Annotated in this window: 18 protein-coding genes; 14 read left to right on the top strand and 4 right to left on the bottom strand. The window is 38.8% G+C overall.

The window, feature by feature from the left end; genetic code table 11:
- Position 1 precedes the first annotated feature (1 nt).
- The 8 genes from PBAT_RS21320 (at position 2) to PBAT_RS21280 (ending at position 6,803) form a co-directional block, all read left to right on the top strand.
- Positions 2-1,225, top strand: a complete 1,224-nt coding sequence (locus PBAT_RS21320; protein ID WP_068652705.1) for a hypothetical protein — start codon at positions 2-4, stop codon at positions 1,223-1,225.
- 20 nt (positions 1,226-1,245) lie between these two features.
- Positions 1,246-1,536: a hypothetical protein gene (locus PBAT_RS21315; protein ID WP_149466347.1), complete on the top strand. Its 291-nt coding sequence runs from the start codon at positions 1,246-1,248 to the stop codon at positions 1,534-1,536.
- A 152-nt stretch (positions 1,537-1,688) separates the two neighbouring features.
- The gene (locus PBAT_RS21310; RefSeq protein WP_068652703.1) at positions 1,689-3,203 is read left to right on the top strand and encodes a UDP-N-acetylmuramoyl-L-alanyl-D-glutamate--2,6-diaminopimelate ligase; all 1,515 of its coding nucleotides are present in this window, start codon (positions 1,689-1,691) and stop codon (positions 3,201-3,203) included.
- On the top strand, positions 3,196-3,357 hold the full coding sequence (locus tag PBAT_RS25420; RefSeq protein WP_157091344.1) for a hypothetical protein: 162 nt from the start codon (positions 3,196-3,198) through the stop codon (positions 3,355-3,357). The genes PBAT_RS21310 and PBAT_RS25420 overlap by 8 nt, the downstream gene beginning before the upstream one ends.
- Before the next feature lie 869 nt (positions 3,358-4,226).
- Complete coding sequence (locus tag PBAT_RS21295) at positions 4,227-5,105, top strand: alpha/beta fold hydrolase (RefSeq protein ID WP_068652700.1); 879 nt, start codon at positions 4,227-4,229, stop codon at positions 5,103-5,105.
- A 66-nt stretch (positions 5,106-5,171) separates the two neighbouring features.
- On the top strand, positions 5,172-5,729 hold the full coding sequence (locus tag PBAT_RS21290; RefSeq protein WP_068652699.1) for a GNAT family N-acetyltransferase: 558 nt from the start codon (positions 5,172-5,174) through the stop codon (positions 5,727-5,729).
- 150 nt (positions 5,730-5,879) lie between these two features.
- Positions 5,880-6,263, top strand: coding sequence for a hypothetical protein (locus PBAT_RS21285; protein ID WP_149466346.1), 384 nt, complete (start codon positions 5,880-5,882; stop codon positions 6,261-6,263).
- A gap of 48 nt (positions 6,264-6,311) precedes the next feature.
- Positions 6,312-6,803: a hypothetical protein gene (locus PBAT_RS21280; RefSeq protein WP_068652697.1), complete on the top strand. Its 492-nt coding sequence runs from the start codon at positions 6,312-6,314 to the stop codon at positions 6,801-6,803.
- Here the strand turns inward: PBAT_RS21280 and PBAT_RS21275 are convergent.
- A complete protein-coding gene (locus PBAT_RS21275) occupies positions 6,800-7,243 on the bottom strand; it encodes an Lrp/AsnC family transcriptional regulator (protein ID WP_068652695.1) in 444 nt (147 codons plus the stop codon). The two genes, PBAT_RS21280 and PBAT_RS21275, sit on opposite strands and share 4 nt — an antisense overlap.
- Before the next feature lie 136 nt (positions 7,244-7,379).
- Between PBAT_RS21275 and PBAT_RS21270 the strand changes: the two genes are divergently transcribed.
- The gene (locus tag PBAT_RS21270) at positions 7,380-7,967 is read left to right on the top strand and encodes a DJ-1/PfpI family protein (RefSeq protein WP_068652693.1); all 588 of its coding nucleotides are present in this window, start codon (positions 7,380-7,382) and stop codon (positions 7,965-7,967) included.
- Positions 7,968-8,492: 525 nt separating this feature from the next.
- Positions 8,493-10,022: a Ppx/GppA phosphatase family protein gene (locus tag PBAT_RS21265; protein WP_068652880.1), complete on the top strand. Its 1,530-nt coding sequence runs from the start codon at positions 8,493-8,495 to the stop codon at positions 10,020-10,022.
- Here the strand turns inward: PBAT_RS21265 and ppk1 are convergent.
- Positions 10,000-12,084, bottom strand: a complete 2,085-nt coding sequence (gene ppk1, locus PBAT_RS21260; protein WP_068652691.1) for a polyphosphate kinase 1 — start codon at positions 12,082-12,084, stop codon at positions 10,000-10,002. The two genes, PBAT_RS21265 and ppk1, sit on opposite strands and share 23 nt — an antisense overlap.
- Before the next feature lie 264 nt (positions 12,085-12,348).
- Between ppk1 and PBAT_RS25685 the strand changes: the two genes are divergently transcribed.
- Positions 12,349-12,489 carry a hypothetical protein gene (locus tag PBAT_RS25685; protein ID WP_169810154.1) on the top strand — a complete coding sequence of 47 codons (141 nt, stop codon included), beginning with the start codon at positions 12,349-12,351 and terminating at the stop codon, positions 12,487-12,489.
- A 140-nt stretch (positions 12,490-12,629) separates the two neighbouring features.
- On the opposite strand, the gene PBAT_RS21255 is transcribed toward PBAT_RS25685, so the two are convergent.
- Positions 12,630-13,853 (bottom strand): MFS transporter, encoded by a 1,224-nt coding sequence (locus PBAT_RS21255; RefSeq protein ID WP_068652689.1) that lies wholly within the window; start codon positions 13,851-13,853, stop codon positions 12,630-12,632.
- A gap of 232 nt (positions 13,854-14,085) precedes the next feature.
- Here PBAT_RS21255 and PBAT_RS21250 point away from each other — a divergent pair, with 232 nt between their 5' ends.
- Positions 14,086-14,757 (top strand): formylglycine-generating enzyme family protein, encoded by a 672-nt coding sequence (locus tag PBAT_RS21250; RefSeq protein ID WP_068652879.1) that lies wholly within the window; start codon positions 14,086-14,088, stop codon positions 14,755-14,757.
- 558 nt (positions 14,758-15,315) lie between these two features.
- On the opposite strand, the gene PBAT_RS21245 is transcribed toward PBAT_RS21250, so the two are convergent.
- A complete protein-coding gene (locus tag PBAT_RS21245) occupies positions 15,316-16,269 on the bottom strand; it encodes an alpha/beta hydrolase (RefSeq protein WP_068652687.1) in 954 nt (317 codons plus the stop codon).
- A gap of 238 nt (positions 16,270-16,507) precedes the next feature.
- Between PBAT_RS21245 and PBAT_RS21240 the strand changes: the two genes are divergently transcribed.
- Together PBAT_RS21240 and PBAT_RS21235 are read left to right on the top strand one after the other, a co-directional pair.
- Complete coding sequence (locus tag PBAT_RS21240) at positions 16,508-17,446, top strand: tyrosine-type recombinase/integrase (RefSeq protein ID WP_068652685.1); 939 nt, start codon at positions 16,508-16,510, stop codon at positions 17,444-17,446.
- A 276-nt stretch (positions 17,447-17,722) separates the two neighbouring features.
- The gene (locus PBAT_RS21235; protein ID WP_248912451.1) at positions 17,723-18,376 is read left to right on the top strand and encodes a GntR family transcriptional regulator; all 654 of its coding nucleotides are present in this window, start codon (positions 17,723-17,725) and stop codon (positions 18,374-18,376) included.
- Positions 18,377-18,391: the final 15 nt, after the last annotated feature.

Genomic DNA, 18,391 nt, shown 5'->3' with positions numbered 1-18,391 from the left:
CATGAGACGTTATTGGATTTCTATCGTATTTAGTGTTTTCATTATTGTTGGATTGGGTACGTATTATGTATATGGTGCAGTGGTAGATTTTCCGGAATATAAGATATTGAAAGTATCGGGAGATGTTAACGAGGGAAGCAAGATTAGTGTTCAAGGAAACTTTTCGAATGGGGGAGGAAATCAGTTATTAATTGCGACTTCTGAGGGTGGCGAATATCCAAATAGGCGCTCTATAATTAGCCAATTGTTCTCGGGTTCACGTTCATGGATGAACGACCAAATTGATATCCGTCAGATGCTCAACGATCATCGCTCTTTTATGAGGGGCAAAGGTACTATTAGTAGCTTCTATAAAGATGATGAATGGATTATATATGCGGATGCTGTTCTCAATAATGCTCTTGGTGTCAAGCCGGAGATTGTTCTAAGTATAGACTCTCTAAATCAGACAACCGGTGCAGTTAAGCATTTTGAAACCATTGTGGATGATTCATTGGGCTATTCTTATATTTATGTAGAGGATGTGCAGTTGATTGGTGAGCAGGTTCACATGCTAATCAATCAACGTAGTAAGGGGAATTTGAATGGTGCAGCGGTCGAGTATCATGATTATGTTGTGGATATGAACAATGGAACATTAATCAATAAAGAAAGACTTGTCTTAGGAGATAACACGAAGGACAATGTTGAGCTATTTGATCGGAGTATTTTGAACGCAATTCATTCTGCTCCTAGTGATCATGCTGTATTAATTGTTACGGATGAACAAAAACGAGTAAACGACTACATGGGCATAATTGATCAGCATCTCTACTCCTATGCGTATAAGACTGGTGTATTAACAGATATGTCAGATAACCTGAAGAGCGCAGGTATCGATGATAATGGAGAACTTCGGTTAGACGGTAATGTTCTTTCTATCCTGAATTATGAGGAAGACTCTATTAAATTATCACATTACAACATAGAAACAGAGAAGATGGAAAATGAAATCATCTCCTTAACTGACAAGCAACTGGATGCTGATACCATCATAATGGGCACAACGAAGAATAATAAGTTATATATTCTATATTACAAAAGTGACATTCCCAAGGTTGCTGTATTAGATGCCACGAATGGAGCGATTCTATATACAGGCCAGGTTGTGTATGAAGGAGAGCCATCAGAAAGTAAGTGGACCATGAATTACGGTGGAAGACTGTATATGCAAATTGCTGACTAAAGCTCCTATATATATTGTAAATGGTTAAATCAACGTCACAACGTACAGGCGAGGTAGATATTGTGAGATCATCAGATTATTTTAATAGAACAGTAGAAGTATTAAGACGGTTGGAAACGTATGGCTATCAAGTGGCGTATTATATCCTTCAAGATGAAGATCTAGCGATGGATGCAACGAAAATAGTCCTGTTAGCCTTAGCACAGGAAGACACACTCTATAATCTACCCGTAGCTGTACAACGTGATTTGATGAAAAAAAAGATTATTAAACAATCCATATTGCTCAAATACGAAGTCCTAAGCGCATAGAGAGCAACATTGGATGATACTTGAATCAAAGCCTTTGGAGCGCAACTCCAGAGGTTTTTTGATGGTTCCAACTAACTCAATACAGGGAAAATATAACTTTTAACGAATATATATGTAAAAGCTGATAATCTATTATATTGGAGGTTTCTTACTTGAAGTTAAAAGAACTTGTTGAGCAGTTAACGGTTGTATCCGTTCAAGGAGAGTTAGACGTTGATATCACGGGGATCACAATAAATTCTCGCGAAGTGAAACAAGGGAATTTATTTGTATGTATAGCAGGTATTCCAGGACTTCAAGAAGATCGTCACCTATATATTGATCATGCGATAGAAGCGGGAGCTGTGGCATTAATTGTTGAACGGGATATCGTCGCACAAGTACCTACTATAAAAGTGCCGAATGCTAGATTCGCTTTAGCCATGTTATCTACGCATTTCTTCGGTTACCCAAGTCATGATCTGAAGTTAATAGGCGTGACCGGGACCAACGGAAAGACAACGACGAGTCACATGATTGAAGCGATTCTAGCTCATGCTAATTATCAGACAGGACTTATGGGTAATATCGGTACAAAGATAGGTAACAAGATCGTCAAAAGTAATATTAATACACAAGAACCACATAAGCTTCAAGCGAATTTGGCGAAAATGAAGAATTGTTCAACAGACTACTGTGTGATGGAAGTGACTTCGCAAGGTTTAGATATGGGACGTGTTATAGGATGTGATTTTCGTACAGCTGTCTTCACAAATTTAACAGATGATCACCTCGATTATCATGGGACAATGGACAAGTATCTGATGGCAAAAGGAACTTTGTTCTCAAGAATGGGAAATTCATACTCGTATGAACATTCCAAACACAAATTCGCTATTCTTAACGCAGATGATCCAGCATCTGAATTATTTCATGGTCTAACAACCGCAGAAGTGATTACATACGGTATTAACAATCCAGCAGATGTGATGGCTGAAGATATTCAACTTACGGTAAGTGGAACAACGTTTAGACTCGTCACATTTGTAGGAACGATAACAATTGAATGTAGCATGGTGGGCGCCTTTAATGTCTATAATGCGCTTGCTTCTATAGCAACGGCTCTAGCCGAACAAATCCCGCTTCAACTCATACAACAAGCATTGTCTGAATTCAAGAATACGAGTGGGAGAATGGAGATTATGGAAGGGTCTCAGGACTTTATTGTCATTGTTGATTACGCTCACACACCTGATGCAGTTAACAACGCGTTGTCAATGTTATGTGAACTTACCAATCAGAGAGTGATTACGGTGTTTAGTTGTGAGGATGATCATAATGAGGGAACCACATTTTCACGGATAAGGGATATCGCAGCTAAGCATAGTGATGTCGTTATCCTTTCTGCGGAACATTTATCTAATGAAGCTATGAATAGCATGATACAGGAAATAGCAAACGGGCAAGGTATATACACTTCTTCGAATAATATAACTTTCGAATTGATGCCAAATGGGCATCAAGCAGCAACAAGAGCGATTGAACTGGCTACAACAGGGGACATTGTGTTCATTGCAGGTGTTGACCATAAGACAGAAGTTCAGCAAATTTTAAAAGAATACCAGACCCGCAATCGTGATGAAGTAGGGGATATTGTTCGAACCGAGGATATTCCTATACGTGCTTGATAGATATCATTGGGAGACGATTCGTATGCAAGAACTTGTTGGCTACTGTAAAACATGTAAACGAAAAATGTACTGTAATGATGGATTTATTAACGGTATAGTATTAGAGGATAAATCATTAATATGTTTCGATTGTGCTGAGGAAGAACAATAATTGATGTGAAATAATCTTGAATAGGGGTTGGAGATGGATATTCATTCGGAAACGATATTGATTTCGATAGTTGTGTTTGGGCTAGTTGTGGGACTCTTAATACTATTCATTTATAGCCTTATCCGCTTTATAAGAAATAGGAATATTCAGCAACAATCAACTCTTGAGACATTGAGAAACTTAGAACAGAAGATGGATACGTTAATCGAGCACAATAAATCTGTACCATGAAATATAATTATGTTTGTTTCTAGTGCCATATGATAGAGGCTTTGGGTGAACTATCTTCATTCCATGCCTCTTTCTTGTCTCTAGCAAATGTAATGCATCGAAAGATCAGTAAACAAGAAGTATAGTTATTTAATAGGAGATTGGAATTCTTGATGAATAGATAACATTATATTGGATCGCATGTTATTATATGGATGATGGATTTAAACATATGGGGTGAAATAATTACGATGCAACAAATAATGTTTCCTAACAGTAAATTCAATATCAGATATCCTTCAGTGATTGGACCCATCATATCGATGATCATTTTGACGATATTACACGTTAGGATGTTAGTCTTTTTTATGCATAGCGACAATCTTCCTTGGATCTTTTTTTATTTCGAGTGCATTATACTTGTATTATTCAGATTAAGATTGTGATGGTCATGGGATACTTCAAACCAGTTCTAGGAATTAAACCAATTAACAAAATAAATGTACCGTTCCATTTGTGTTTTCGGTTCATGGAGGAAGAAGATAAGGGAATGAAAGAATTGAAGAACTGGGCAGAGCAGAATCAAGTTCCATTTGTCCATAAACGGTTTGGAAGGTGGGTGTAATACTGACTTGATGATCAGAAAGAGGTGATTGAAGATGGCTCAAGGCTATTCTATTGTTCGTAAAAAAGGGAATAGAGAACAGTTCATTCAAGCATATGATGAAACCATGCAGTTATGGCCTGTTCCATTTGAGGATTTAATGATATCTACGCAATTCGGTGAGACACACATTATTGCATCGGGTTCGATTGAGGCTCCCGCGATACTTCTGTTTCATGGGATGACGTTCAGCGCGACGATGTGGTATCCGAATATTGAATCCCTGTCTAAACATTATAGAGTGTATGCGGTGGATACATTAGGTGACTTAGGTAAAAGCACGATTACATCTCTTATAGGAACACGAGAAGAAGCAGCTCTTTGGATTTCCGATGTTCTTATTGGACTTCAACTTCAATCAGCGATATTCATGGGACATTCTATGGGTGGCTGGCTCACTTTAAATTTCGCGCTTCAATTTCCTGAGAAGGTACAGAAAATGATCTTATTAGCACCTGCTGCTGGAATTCACAAAATCACTCCCAAATTCTTATTAAAAGTATACCCTGCCATCATGTTACCGACAGTGTCTCGTATTCGCAAGGAGCTATCGTGGTTCATGAGCAGATCCTATCAACCAGATGCTAAAGCTGAGGTGCTTATACGTCAGTTCATCATTTCAGGAATGAATTGTGTACCGCAGTTGCGAGTGACACCTATTGTATTCAGAGATCAAGAGTTACAAAGTCTTACTATGGAAATTTTACTAATAGTTGGTGATAAGGAAGTCATCTATGATTATGGCCAAATGTTATCTAAAGCAACACGACTTCTACCTAACGTACATACGAGTGTTATACACGATGCGGGTCATGCACTAGCGATCGAGAAACAAGAGATTGTTAATGATACGATTATCAATTTTTTAATATAAGGGTTATCAATTGTTCAAGGGAACGGCTATTGAGTTCCACAACTTGAGATTAGAAAGGATTACATCATGACAAAGCTAGTTAGAGAGCTTCAAATAGAAGGTACTATAATAAACTTACGCCTCGCGCGTGAGTCGGATTTTCAGTCATATTATGCTTTTCTGTTGGACCCTGAGAGCAATCGCTTAACCGGGACACAAAGAGATTTCACACAAGATGAAATAACTGATTGGATTAAGAAGATTAGTAACATACATGAGGATCGTGTTGACTTCATGATCATATCGAAAGATACGGATGAATTTATAGGAGAAGTTGTGTTAAGTGAAATTGATTCTATAAACCGAAATGCACATATTCGTATTGCTATTGGAACACAGCATAGCGGGAAAGGTTATGGCACGGAAGCTATGAATCTTTTGCTTGGATATGGGTTTGAAACATTGAACCTACACCGTATTGCCCTAGAAGTGTATGCATTTAATCCGAGAGCTATCCATGTTTATGAGAAAATTGGATTTCAGCATGAGGGCATTCAAAGAGATTCGCTCTATTCAGAAGGGGAATTTCATGACTTGATTATGATGTCTATTCTCGAGGATGAGTTCCAGCGCATATGTGAATAACGAAATGTAAGCCCGTTTTGGGTAATTCAAGGTGCAAGGAGTGAGTTCATTAGAATGCAGCACATGATGTTACAGAACAGTAAATTTAAGATCCAACACCCTTCCGGGAATTCACCAATATTAGGTATTAGTATGATACTAATCATATCAATGACGTGGTTAATAAGAAAGATTCAGAGCGACTATACGCCTCAGAGCATTCTGTATCTGGGTGGTGCCCAGATACTTATATATACCATCTTTCTTGTAATCTTTATCTATAGGAAATCTATGAAACCAACTGTCTTATTGATTAGTCAGGATACCTTATTCATTAATGATCGCATTGTTGAAGCTAATGAAATCAAGATGCTATTGGTCACGGGTTATTTCAGACCCATTCTAGGAATTAAACCAAATGATAAGAAATACGTTCCTACCGATTTGTGTTTTCGGTTTCTTGAGGAAGAAGATAAGGGGATGAAAGAATTGAAGAACTGGGCAGAGCAGAATCAAATTCCTTTTCGCCAAAAAGGGTTCACAAGATGGATATAACGGCGAATCCTAGTTTAGATAGTTTATGATAGGAGATGGCATAACAAGATGGAACAGAAGATACTCCAAGATAGTTCCTTCAAGATCGAAAATCCATCAGGTATCTTTGATTTCATAGTCATTAGCTTCTACACAGGTTTGATATTGAATGGTTTCCTTCGACATATCGGAAGGTTTGATATAGATTGGATCTTATTTTATATAGAAACTGGATTACTGTTAATTTTCATATTCTTGTTAGGGATCATCATATTTAGGTCATTGAAGAAGCCATGGGATCTCTTCATCCATTCGGAATCCGTATCTATTCGCGGTCGAACACTTGAACCTAACCAGATTAAGAGCTTGATGGTGATGAAGAGCATAAGAGGAAAGAAATACATTCTTGGAATTAAACCGACGAATAAAATAATGGTGCCGATCCACTGGTGTTTTCAATTTCATGTCAATGAAGACAAGGGAATGGAAGAACTTACGAGGTGGGCGCAGTATAATCACATTCCTGTAATTCATAAAAAGAAGTTTGGTAGATGGTTCTAGCTTCTGTCGGATGTATTATAAGTAGTTCTTACTTTCTTCTCATTAGATGACAATACAATATTAGTTGAAGGTGTACCATATTTCATGGATTCATCGATAAATATTTCTAAACTCTCCACTGAATGCGTAGCTACTTTTGCAATATAGCTAATTTCCCCAGCCACCCGATAACATTCCAATACGTCAGGATGATGATTACAAAAGTGTGCAAGAGCTTTGCAGTCCTTTGATTCAAATAATATAAGTGCTACGATGTTCCGACCTAATTGTTGTAGGGAGACACTCGCATGATATCCTTCAATCGTATCATTATCTTCTAACTTTCTTACTCGTTCAATGACAGCCGGTGAAGACAAATGAACAATCTCAGCCAAATCTTTCATTGAAATCTTAGCATTTTTCTGTAATTCGGTTAGAATTCTCTCATCAATCATATCCATCTATACACAACCTTTTTTTATTAAGAATACTAGATCATTCTCCTGAGTTAGTAAAGATATATGGTAGTTTAATCGTTCCTAGCTTATATTATTAGCCTTTATTTCTGTCTAATATAATAACAAAGGAGGATGAACAATGAAAAAAATATTGTTATTATTAGCAGATGGCTTCGAAGCAGCGGAAGCTAGTGTTTTCACAGACGTTTTTGGTTGGAATAGGTGGGAAGGTGATGGGAATACAGAATTAGTTACTGTTGGATTGCGAGAACAAATAAAGTGCACTTGGAACTTCACAATCATTCCTGAAAAAGTGATTTCAGATATAGTTTTAGAAGAATATGATGCCCTAGCTATCCCTGGCGGATTTGAAGAAGCTGGCTTTTACAATGACGCTTTTGATGAAAGGTTTCTTGGCGTTATTAGGTACTTTCATGCTAAGCAAAAACCAATTGCTAGTATTTGCGTAGCCTCTTTAGCCTTGGGCAAAAGTGGGATATTACAAGATAGAAAGGCAACGACCTATAACCATCCAACAAGTCATCGACAAGATCAATTAAGATTATATGGTGCAAATGTTCAGAATGAACTTATTGTAATTGATGGACATATTATAACTTCATCGAATCCAGCGACTGGATTTGAGGTTGCTTTTCTCTTACTTGAACAGTTAACATCAGAAACAAATGTCAACCGTGTTAAAGAATTAATGGGGTTTGAAATTTAATATTTGAAAAAGAGTTTATAATGCTGGGAAGCTAGCATTGTAAGCTCTTTTTTCGTTGAAGGTACCTTCATTCGTTTAGGTTGATGGTGATGCGGTCATACTCGTTTATGATAGTATTTATAATCATCTAAGTCAGATTATAGATAGGTGTGGCATAGTAGGAAGCGGGAAGAGTGCGTATGCTAAGAAATTAAAAGAACTTCATCAAGCGATGATATTATACTATGATGATTTAATGCTTTCATTGTTTGATGAACATTTGGGCGATCAACAACATTATATCGTAAAAGTACTACTTATTATATCATCTTGCAGAAGAACTAATATCCATAGGTGCGAACGTGTTTCTGGATTTTGGTTATTGGCGTAGGGCTGAAACGAAGCAACAATCACAGAGGAGAAATCAAGTTATAGCAAATGGAATATCGAACTCCTGCCGTATTGTTTTTCATGTGCAGCCAAGAATATGTTATATTAATGACTTAGGTAGCAGTGACCACTCAGCAAGAAAGAGGAGTATATATGATGAAAGTTAAACCATATCGGATTGGCATTGTCGACATAGGTTCCAATTCCATTCGGTTGGTCATTTATGATACAACCCCCGATGGAGGATACAAGATTATTAAGGAATATAAACATTCCGCCCGTTTGAGTGCGAAGATTAATGAACAGGGAAGTCTGGACAAGAACGAGATGTACAGGATTGTACCCATTCTTAAACAATTCAGACAGGTTTGTAACACCTTTGGAGTGGATACGATCCGTGCAGGAGCGACTGCGGCGATTCGTAATGCTACTAATTCTCAAGAAATTATCGAGTTCTTGTCTAAGGAATCTTCTATAGATATTACACTTGTTTCAGGAGAAGAAGAGGCTTATTTCGGATTTCTAGGTGTCATTAATTCCTTTGATATCGAGGATGGGTTCATTGTCGACATCGGCGGAGGAAGTACTGAGATCACACTATTTGAGAACCGTAATTTTAAGAAAAGTGTATCCTTACCCTTTGGCGCTGTGAACACGAACGTCGAGTTTGGCAACGATGGGAATTGGAATGAAGAAGAAATACTCAATTTACGTCAATATGTGCTTAGCATGCTTGAAGAGCATGAATGGATGCAATCAAGACCTCAGTTACCTTTATTTGGTCTAGGTGGAACGATACGTTCTCTCGGTAAAATAGATCAGAAAGACACACGGTACTCCATGCCAATCTCACATGGATACACTCTGACGACAGATAGTGTAGATCAGCTCTATAATATACTCCCAAGCCTTCCTTTAGAGAAGCGTAAACAGATTAATGGACTATCGAAGAGTCGGGCCGATATTATTGTTTCTGGACTCATTATTGTCCATACGGTCTATCATTATATCCAAGCTAAACATTGTCTTATCAGTGGTGAAGGTTTACGAGAAGGGATGTTGCATGATCTCATCAATCCGGCACAGTCGGTTAAACCAAGTACGCTTGATTATAGTATCAATACATTACTTACCTTTGAAGCTGAAGGTTCACGAGCGCATTTAGATCATGTTTACAAACTATCTGATACATTATACGAAACGTTGAGAAGTGATGGAGATAGCGAGGAGCACAAGAAGCTTTTATACGTGTCAATCATGTTGTATCATATCGGGAGTCATATTAATTACTATCAATATAATCGACATACTCATTATTGGATCATGAATTCATCTATTCGGGGACTTACGCATAGGGAGATCATTCTGTGTGCCTTAATAGCCTCCTATAATACAAAAAGCCGGAAGCAGAAATTATCCCAAGAACATCAGGATATTATCTTTGCTTCCGACGAAGAATGGATTCATAAGTTAGGATCGTTGGTACAGTTGTGTATCGCTCTTGATCAAAGTGAGACGCAGGCTGTTAAAGCTATTGACACAGAGACTGCTAATAAGACGCTGCATCTTACCGTCCTGAGCGATGTTGAGACATGGATCGAACAAGAAGAAATGGACAGTGTGGCTAAAGTATTCAAGAGTGCTTGGGACCTCAAGTTGAAGATTAACTTCGCTTCCATTTCTTAACCTGCATCGCTTCATACTGGCTCCTAAATGGGGCCTCTTTGTCGTTTGAGAATTCATAACTGCCACTCGACTGAAGGAATCTAGATTTAACATTATCTTTAAGTGTTAATTGCAATATTTTGGAGACTAGATTCAAGATATTAGGATCATATACAGGACACATGAGTTCGATACGTCTGTTTAGGTTCCGAGTCATCCAATCCGCACTGGAGATCCATACCTCAGGTGTACCCCCATTTTCGAAATAATAGATACGTGAATGTTCCAAGAAACGGTCAACAATACTTCGTACTGTAATATGCTCACTTAAACCAGGTACTCCTGGTCTTAGGCAACATACGCCCCGCACAATCAGGTCTATTTGAACTCCCGCTTGGGACGCGGTATATAATTCGTCTATCATTTCCTTATTCGATAAGGAATTCATCTTCGCAATAATGCGTGCAGGTCTGCCAGCGATTGCGTGTTCAGCTTCTCGACGTATAAGTTTGAAGAGGGACTGGCTCATATTGGACGGAGCAACGGTAATCGCATCCCATTCATAATTGTTAGAGTAACCTGTCATCTGGTTGAATAACTCTGAAGCATCTATACCAATGTCGTGGTTGGAAGTGAATAGACTCAAATCCGTATATACTTTGGCGGTGCTATCATTGTAATTCCCTGTACCTACGTGAACGTAACGCTGTAAGCCATGATCTTCTTGTCTTACGACGAGTGTGATTTTGGCGTGTGTTTTTAAACCAATAAGACCATACACCACGTGGCAACCTGATTTCTCGAGTTTACGTGCCCATGCAATATTACGTTCCTCATCAAATCTCGCCTTTAATTCCACCACAACGGTAACCTGTTTACCCGACTCTGCGGCTGTAGCTAAAGCTTGAATAAGCGGAGAGTTACCACTCACGCGATATAACGTCATCTTAATCGCCATGACATGTTCATCTTCAGAGGCTTGAATGATAAAGTCTGTCACAGCCTCGAAAGACTCGTAAGGATGATACACTAGTACATCGCGTTCTCTTAAGACCTCGAAAAAGTCCTCATTTTCATCGAATTCCATAGGGTATACAGGTTCTATAGGACCGTGACTTAAATGAGAGAACCCCTTCAATGACCCTGCGAATCTATGTAGAAAGCTAAGGTCAAGTGGTCCGTCAATTTCAAAGATGAAGTCGGTAATTTCAAATTCCGATTGTAGCTGACTTAGGGCATACGGGTGAATACCTTTCTCAACTTCTAAACAAACAGGAGCTCCCCATCTGCGTTTACGCAATTCCTTCTCAATCTCTTCCAATAAATCTTCGGCGCCTTCTTCATTAATCGTTAGATCTGAGTTACGCGTGATGCGGAATTCATGAACTGCAATGGGCGAATATCCGCTAAATAGCGTATGAATATGCTGTTTGATCAGATCCTCAATAAATATAAATTGACGTTTCTTACTGTTACTGCGATGAGGAAGAGCGATACAACGGGCTAGATTAGAAGGTATTTGTAAAATAGCGAAATAAGGCTCCTCCCCCTCGTTTCCTACTCGACTTAGCACTACAGACAAATAAACATATTGGCTATGAACAAGTGGGAAAGGGCGGCTTTGATCCACGGCCATAGGTGTTAATACAGGGAAAATAATATCTTGATAATACTGATCCATCACTTCTTGTTGAACAGTATTCAATTCGTCATACGTGGAAAAGACGATTCCCTCTTTAGCGAGTAATTTAGAGATATCTCGAAATGTACGATACTGTTCACTGATCATTTTGGAAACTTTTTTTAACAGACGTTTGTACAGTCCTAATGGGGTGTAGCCAGTGAAATCTTTCTTAGTATAACCGGCTCTAATCTGGTCTTGAATACCTGCTACACGAACACTCATGAATTCCTCTAGATTAGTAGAAACAATGGCTAGAAAGTGCGCCCGTTCTAAGAGTAGATTATCAGTATCTTGAGCTTCCTGAAGGACCCGCCAGTTAAATTCAATCCAACTGAGATCACGGTTTAGATATACGGATGGTAAGGTGCGATTTAATACTGCTTTTTCTTCTGAGATCATAATTCCTCCACCATACTTTGTTATAATCGTCTTTGTTCTCTATAAGCTTACAATATAAATGTAAACGCTGTGTAAAAATATTCAATAAAATAAGAAATAATTAGTAGTTTGAGTAAAGATAGTGACATTAAGGTTACATAATAAAAGTTATGTAACCTTAATTAATAGAAACATTTGTATTAATTATATGTATTTGTTTATTTAGTATTTTTTCTTTTTAAATGGGTGATAGTGACTCTTAAAAGAGTATTTTACAATATTCTTATGAAAAAGGCTGGCAAAGCACTTAAGCAACCAATTCATAAAAAATTAGCTATTTTGGATGGAGAAACCATCAAATTAAATACATTGAACCATGATCACAGGCAAAGTATGGGCGTCACAGGATGCAGTATAATCGATTGAATAATGCATTAATGGCTAGGATGCTCATATGTTCTTTACAATAGTCATTTAGATACAAAAAAAAGCAGCCAGCGTGTTACCGAAACTTTATCGGAATACGCTGGCTGCTTCTATATATATTGATACTTGCGGTCATCTTCTTATCCGCTAAGTTCCTTATCTTTGGGTAGAAAGATAGCTAAAATCCCGAGTAAAGGTAAGTAAGAAGAAATATTCATTATGAAAGGGATGCTTGTGAAATCCGCAATATTACCCATAACAGCTGAACCTAATCCACCTAGACCAAAGGCTAGACCGAAGAATAATCCAGATATTAATCCAATTTTACCTGGTACAAGCTCTTGTGCATACACAACAATGATGGAGAAGGCTGAGGATAGTATGAAACCTGCACATATACTTAGAACAGCCGCTAATCCCAATGAAACATGAGGGAGGAGGATAGAGAATGGGGCTGTACCTAAGATAGACAACCATATGATATTTCTCCGTCCAAATCGGTCAGATAAAGGACCTCCAAAGAAGGTACCTACAGCCGCAGCAGCAAGGAAAGCAAATAGAAAGTACTGTGCTTGCTGTACTGTTACGCCATGCGTTTCGATTAAAAAGAATGTGTAATAAGACGTGATGCTGGACATGTAAACATTTTTCGAAAATACGAGAAATACCAATATAACAATCGTCCATATGACATGGGTACGACTTAATCCGTGACTACGAACTTCCGCCGACGCCTTGTTCTTCTTAACAGGTCGTACATGAAGTGGGAGCTTACCGTACCACTGTGCTACTCTGTATTGAATGGCAATCGCAATGACAGCCGCTATTGAGAACCAGATGACGCCAAACTGACCAATTCTTACGAATATGAGTGCCGTCATGATCGGACCAAGTGCACTCCCAATATTTCCACCAACTTGGAAAATCGATTGTGAAAGACCTCGTTTACCTCCACTAGCAAGGAAAGCAACACGTGATGATTCGGGATGAAATACCGCTGATCCTATGCCGATCGAGATCACGGACAGTAATACAAATGCGAAATTCGGAGCTATTGACAACATAACAACACCCAACAAAGTGAAACAAACACCTAATGGCAGTATGTAAGGTCGGGGTTTAATGTCGGAGAACCTGCCAACCAAAGGTTGAAGAAGAGACGCCGTAATGTTCATAGCAAAAGCAATCAGACCGATCTGGCTGAAGGTTAAGTTCATGGAATCTTTAAGAATTGGGAATAGAGCAGAGACGGTTGACTGCATCGTGTCATTCAAGAGGTGAACAATGCTGATCGCAAAAAGTATTGGATATACTGTATTTGCGGTTGATGCTATGGGTGACGATTGTGACTTAGAACTTGCCAAAAATAATAACCTCCTATGTATCGTGCTGTTTTTCTGAAAATTATTTAGCGATTTTCATTATTACATTATTATGCTCAATTTGATTTAGTTTGTCACGAAGTATATAGAATGATGTGGAATGAAACAAAATAATTATATATACTCTTACATACATAGCCTGAGCAAATCCGATAAACAAGTTATATAGAAAAGGAGGGGGAATCAAGTGTCTGAGCGAAATATTTATTATCCAATGGTAAACATCCCAGGTGGAGAATTAGAGTTGAGAGACGATAGAACACAGAGGAAATGGAAGGCTGATATAAACCCCTTCATTCTTGCACCTTATGCTGTGACTGCGGAACTATATTATGCTATCACAAAGAATTCTCCTATATCTGATGATGGAAATCTCAAGCCCGTCGTGAATATATCTTGGCATGATGCTATTGCTTTTTGTAATCTATTTTCTCAACAGGCAGGCTTGAAAGAATGTTATTCATTGAGTGTTGATGGTGAAGATATCATCTGTGATTGGGAATCAGATGGCTATCGCCTTCCTTCAGAAGCGGAATGGCAATATGCGTGTAAAGCGGGTACGACAGGATATAGATATGGAGAGATAGATAAGGTTGCTTGGTATAATGAGAATTCTGGTGGGAATAGCCATGAAGTCGGAGGAAAGGAACCGAATGCGTGGGGCTTGTATGATATGTTAGGAAATGTGTGGGAATGGTGTTGGGATGTATATGATGAGAACGTATATGGAACATACCGAATTTTTCGAGGGGGTAGTTGGGCCGAAGAGGAAAGAGGTTGTGGGGCAACGTGTCGGCGGCGCAGCCATCCAACGTTTGGTATTGATGATCTTGGATTTCGTCTTGCTAGGACTTTTAAAAGTGAAGAATTATATGGAAGCAATTGAATATTCCCTAACAACAACCCCCACAATGACTAATCGATTGTGGGGGTTGTTGTTAGGGAAATGCGTGAAAACATAAGGGAAACCGTATCAAGCCATCATTCAACGTGGTTTTGATTCATTACATAATAACTTCGTGAGTAGATGAAATCACTCTAAAATAGCCTCTAAAAAACAGCGTATAACACAAATTATACGCTGTTTTGTTTTTAACGGACTTTATAAATTAATAATGGGTAAGGAGAGGGTGAATTAATTAACAAAAACTATAATATCTTTATATTAAATGACATTTAGTTGTCAGGCCCCACTTTTAATGAATCTTAATGTAAATGATTCTCTCGATGCTCGTCTCAGTTAATGTAATAATTATCTCTCATGATTCATAAATCACTAAAGAGAATATTTGGTTTAAATTGTAAAGGGTCGTTCTCGAAAAAGATTACTATAAAAATAAAAATAATCGGACACCGATTTAGTAAGGGTGTCCGATTATTTCCTAAGCGTCTTGCGATATGCATTTAATGGAATCTTGCTCTATCGAATGTTAAAGGTTTCTTATTAGAATCCTTCTCTAATCCACGTTGTCGTTAGTTTGAGTGCAGCTTTTTTTGCATTAGTATCTGCGAGGGCGTTCAGCATGACGAAATCATGAATAATGCCCTGGAAGCGAACTGCTGTGACAGTGACTCCTGCTTCCCGTAACTTGTTGGCATATGCTTCGCCCTCATCGCGTAGCACATCGGCTTCGCCTGTAATAATCAGAGCTTCGGGCAGATCGCGTAGTTGTTCAATCGTTGCACGAAGAGGGGAGGCTGTAATTTGCTCGCGATCTTTAGGGTCGTCCGTATATTGTTCCCAGAACCATTTCATACCGTCGCGTTGTAGGAAGTAACCTTCCGCAAATTGATGATAGGAGTCCGTATTAAAGGAAGCATCGGTAACAGGATAGAATAACAACTGTTTGTTAATTTTCGGTCCTTTGCGTTCTTTGCACATTAGTGTAATGGCCGCGGTCATATTACCGCCCACGCTGTCACCAGCTACAACTAATGAATTAATATCGAAGCCTTGTTCGGTACCTTCTTCAGCCACCCATTTCACAACGGCATAAATTTCTTCGATTGCGGTCGGATATTTGGATTCTGGAGATAGGCTATAATTCGGGAATACAACTGCTGCCTGTGCTCCGATGGATATTTCTCTGATTAGTCTGTCGTGTGTATGTTTGTTACCGAACACCCAGCCAGCGCCGTGAATGTACACGATGACGGGTAATGTCGCAGGAGCATGTACAGGTCGTATTACTCTAACAGATACTGGACCATTGGGACCGCCAGGAATATCCAGATCCGTTATAAGTACTTCTGGTTTCTCAACTTCCCCTGATTGAACATCATCTACAGTATCGCGTCCTTTTTCTGGACCGAGGTCAGAAAGGAATGGAGGCTTAGCATTATCGTCAGCAAATTTCTGTGCAGCGGGTTCAAGGATTACTTTTTTTGCTTCGCTCATGAGCTATCGTCTCCTCTTTTTTTCATCTCATAGTCAAGTTCATACTCTTAAAAGCTTAACCATCTAACACCTTTCTGAAACGATTACTAAGTTAGAAAATGGGTTTGAACGAGCGCTAAAGAAGCTAGAAAAGAAAGAAGTTATAAGGTGGATCAACATTTCATTCAGGGATTCAGCTTTTATAAAAAGATTACCTCCTCAGAAGTTGATCTATGTTAGAATAGGTTGTTGTAATGATATGGGAGGTGGAGAAGGCGTGAATGAATATAGTGAAGACTACGAAGAAGCGCTGGATGCCTTTTTAATTTGGATGAAGGACGCCGGTTACACAACCTATACACAGAGGTCATATCTAGGAGATGTGAACGAATTCTTGGAGGCACTTGGAGGTAAGTCATTGGAGAGTGTGAAGAAGTTCCATGTTGTGTCTTATTTATCATCTGTTCGCGAACGCGGTGTTAGCGATGCTACACGTAACCGCAAGCATGCTTCGGTATCTTGTTTTTTTAAAGCTTTAATCGAATTGGAACTACATAACATAAATCCGGCAATAGATATAAAGAAGTCCAAGACAGATAAGAACCGAGCACCGGTATATTTAGAGGAATCTGAAATGATACGGTTCTTTAGTGCAGTGGAAGGGAAACATCGAGACCGAAATCTTGCTATTTTCTTATTAATGGCTTATATGGGACTGCGGGTAGGAGAAGTTCACACGCTGAATTTAAGTGATTTCAATGCAGAACGACGATCACTCAGCGTATTCGGGAAAGGCCGTAAGTGGCGAACTGTTCCCGTCCCTGAAGCGGTATGCCCTATGTTGGAGCGAGCGGTGAACGGACGCCTTGAGCCTAAACGCAATAAAGAGGAAGCGATGTTCATCTCACAAAAAGGGCGTCGTTTATCGATACGTTCGATTCAACAGGCTGCATCTGAAACGTTTGATCGTTTTCAAATGGATGTCCCTCCATTGCAGCGAATTCCATACTCTAGCCACAAGTTACGCCATTCATTTGCAACTATGATATTACGTAAAGGCGCAGATCTACGTACTGTTCAGGAGCTATTGGGACATTCTTCGATTCAGACGACTACAGTCTACACGCATATTACGAGTCGTGAGAAAGAGGAAGCGATGTCGAGGTTGACATTGGAATTGCCTAGTATAGGTGGTTGATAGATTTTAATTAGAACAAGGTTAACATAATAATAATTATGTTAACCTTGTTTATTTATCTGAAGTATATCGTGAAAATACGACGCATTATTGTATCCACTCTGAACAGAATTTTCAGAGGGTCTTGATACCTCATAAATTGGACTTGTATGTGTGATAGATTTGAAATCACAAAGGTTAACATAAAATATATTATGTTAACCTTTATGAAATGGAGAAGTAATATACCAATAAAATTGTCTTGCCATGATGACTGATATGCAATATATTGGTTTGATGGATAACAACACTCATATTCAAAAATTAAAAAGATCTACGCTACGTGATCAGATTTATGATTCACTCAAGAGTGGGATCGTGACGTTGCAATTCTCTCCAGGTCAGAAACTCAGTGACGCAGAATTAGCAGTGCAATTTGGCGTGAGTAGAACGCCAGTTCGGGAGGCTCTCAAACGGTTAGAAGATGAAGGGCTTATTCAGTCATTTCCGGGTTCAATTACCCGTGTGGCGCCGCTAAATGAGACACAAGCTGCACAAGCACTTGTAGTAGTTGCTTCATTACATGTATTGACTGTGAGATCATCAGTTCTCAGTCTTACAAATGAGCATATTTCGAGACTAGAAGAGACTAATTTACGACTTCAACAAGCTTTAGAAACGCAGAATTTAGAACAAGTCATCCAAGAGGATGACGCATTTCATGCCATTTTTGTAAAAGTAGCAGCTAATCCGGAGATTGAAGCTGTTTTGGAACGCATTACACCTAAGCTACGTCGACTTGAATTAGCTAAATTAGGTTCACAGAGTGAATTGAACTCAGTTAGTGAGCATAAGGACATTATTGCTGCTTGCCGTGAAGGCAATACGGATGCCGCATCTGCTCTGACGGAACTAAATTGGCTTAGTCTTGGACGAATTTTTTCAGTATAAGTAGCTTTCGATATT

The sequence above is a fragment of the Paenibacillus antarcticus genome (genome assembly GCF_001637225.1).
Lineage (GTDB): Bacteria > Bacillota > Bacilli > Paenibacillales > Paenibacillaceae > Paenibacillus_AQ > Paenibacillus_AQ antarcticus.
This window is presented reverse-complemented; position numbering and strand designations above follow the sequence as displayed.

Coding starts and splice junctions, on each gene's coding strand:
- PBAT_RS21320 (WP_068652705.1), top strand. CDS start 2: ATGAGACGTTATTGGATTTCTATCGTATTTAGTGTTTTCATTATTGTT.
- PBAT_RS21315 (WP_149466347.1), top strand. CDS start 1,246: ATGGTTAAATCAACGTCACAACGTACAGGCGAGGTAGATATTGTGAGA.
- PBAT_RS21295 (WP_068652700.1), top strand. CDS start 4,227: ATGGCTCAAGGCTATTCTATTGTTCGTAAAAAAGGGAATAGAGAACAG.
- PBAT_RS21290 (WP_068652699.1), top strand. CDS start 5,172: ATGACAAAGCTAGTTAGAGAGCTTCAAATAGAAGGTACTATAATAAAC.
- PBAT_RS21285 (WP_149466346.1), top strand. CDS start 5,880: ATGACGTGGTTAATAAGAAAGATTCAGAGCGACTATACGCCTCAGAGC.
- PBAT_RS21280 (WP_068652697.1), top strand. CDS start 6,312: ATGGAACAGAAGATACTCCAAGATAGTTCCTTCAAGATCGAAAATCCA.
- PBAT_RS21275 (WP_068652695.1), bottom strand. CDS start 7,243: ATGGATATGATTGATGAGAGAATTCTAACCGAATTACAGAAAAATGCT.
- PBAT_RS21270 (WP_068652693.1), top strand. CDS start 7,380: ATGAAAAAAATATTGTTATTATTAGCAGATGGCTTCGAAGCAGCGGAA.
- PBAT_RS21265 (WP_068652880.1), top strand. CDS start 8,493: ATGAAAGTTAAACCATATCGGATTGGCATTGTCGACATAGGTTCCAAT.
- ppk1 (WP_068652691.1), bottom strand. CDS start 12,084: ATGATCTCAGAAGAAAAAGCAGTATTAAATCGCACCTTACCATCCGTA.
- PBAT_RS25685 (WP_169810154.1), top strand. CDS start 12,349: ATGAAAAAGGCTGGCAAAGCACTTAAGCAACCAATTCATAAAAAATTA.
- PBAT_RS21250 (WP_068652879.1), top strand. CDS start 14,086: ATGGTAAACATCCCAGGTGGAGAATTAGAGTTGAGAGACGATAGAACA.
- PBAT_RS21245 (WP_068652687.1), bottom strand. CDS start 16,269: ATGAGCGAAGCAAAAAAAGTAATCCTTGAACCCGCTGCACAGAAATTT.
- PBAT_RS21240 (WP_068652685.1), top strand. CDS start 16,508: ATGGGAGGTGGAGAAGGCGTGAATGAATATAGTGAAGACTACGAAGAA.
- PBAT_RS21235 (WP_248912451.1), top strand. CDS start 17,723: ATGGATAACAACACTCATATTCAAAAATTAAAAAGATCTACGCTACGT.